The sequence below is a fragment of the Shewanella sp. WXL01 genome, assembly GCF_012263345.1.
Taxonomy (GTDB): domain Bacteria; phylum Pseudomonadota; class Gammaproteobacteria; order Enterobacterales; family Shewanellaceae; genus Shewanella; species Shewanella maritima.
Window position 1 is genome coordinate 1 of sequence record NZ_JAAIKQ010000026.1, and the last position, 904, is coordinate 904.

At 50.4% G+C, this 904-nt stretch carries 1 protein-coding gene; it reads left to right on the plus strand.

Annotation, left to right across the window (positions count from 1 at the left end; translation table 11 throughout):
- On the plus strand, positions 1-904 hold a 904-nt coding region (locus tag G3R49_RS19905), incomplete at both ends, for an Ig-like domain-containing protein (RefSeq protein ID WP_167870830.1).

The following is a 904-nucleotide window of genomic DNA, read 5'->3' on the forward strand; positions in this document are numbered from 1 at the left end:
TGGAACGGCACACTGCCGGTGATCACTTACACCACTAACACAGGTGAAACGGCGACACTGACGATTACTGTTACGCCAGATAACACTGACGTAGCTGATGATGCAGTAACGGTTGGCGAAGATACGCAAGCTTCAGGCAACGTATTAACTAACGATGAGTCAGACAATACTTCAGTCGTGAGCTTCACCATCGCCGGTGACAACACCACTTACAATGCTGGTGACTCAGTGACTGTCCAAGGCGGCACACTCGTGCTGAACGCCAATGGTTCGTACACATTCGATCCTGCTGCGGACTGGAATGGCACACTGCCGGTGATCACTTACACCACTAACACAGGTGAAACGGCGACACTGACAATTACTGTTACGCCAGATAACACTGACGTAGCTGATGATGCAGTAACGGTTGGTGAAGATACGCAAGCTTCAGGCAACGTATTAACTAACGATGAGTCTGATAACACCTCTGTTGTGAGCTTCACTATCGGAACTGATAACACAGTCCACACTGCAGGTGACTCAGTGACCGTTCAAGGCGGCACATTAGTGCTGAATGCTAATGGCTCTTACACCTTTGACCCAGCGGCGGATTGGAACGGCACACTGCCGGTGATCACTTACACCACGAATACAGGTGAAACGGCGACACTGACAATTACTGTCACGCCAGATAACACTGATGTGGCTGATGATGCAGTGACCGTGGGCGAAGATACGCAAGCTTCAGGCAACGTGCTGAGCAATGACGAGTCTGATAACACGAGCGTGGTCAGCTTCACTATTGCCGGTGACAACACCACTTACACTGCGGGTGCATCTGTTCAAGTGCTAGGCGGCACATTAGTGCTGAACGCTAATGGCTCTTACACCTTTGACCCAGCTTCAGATTGGAATGGCACAT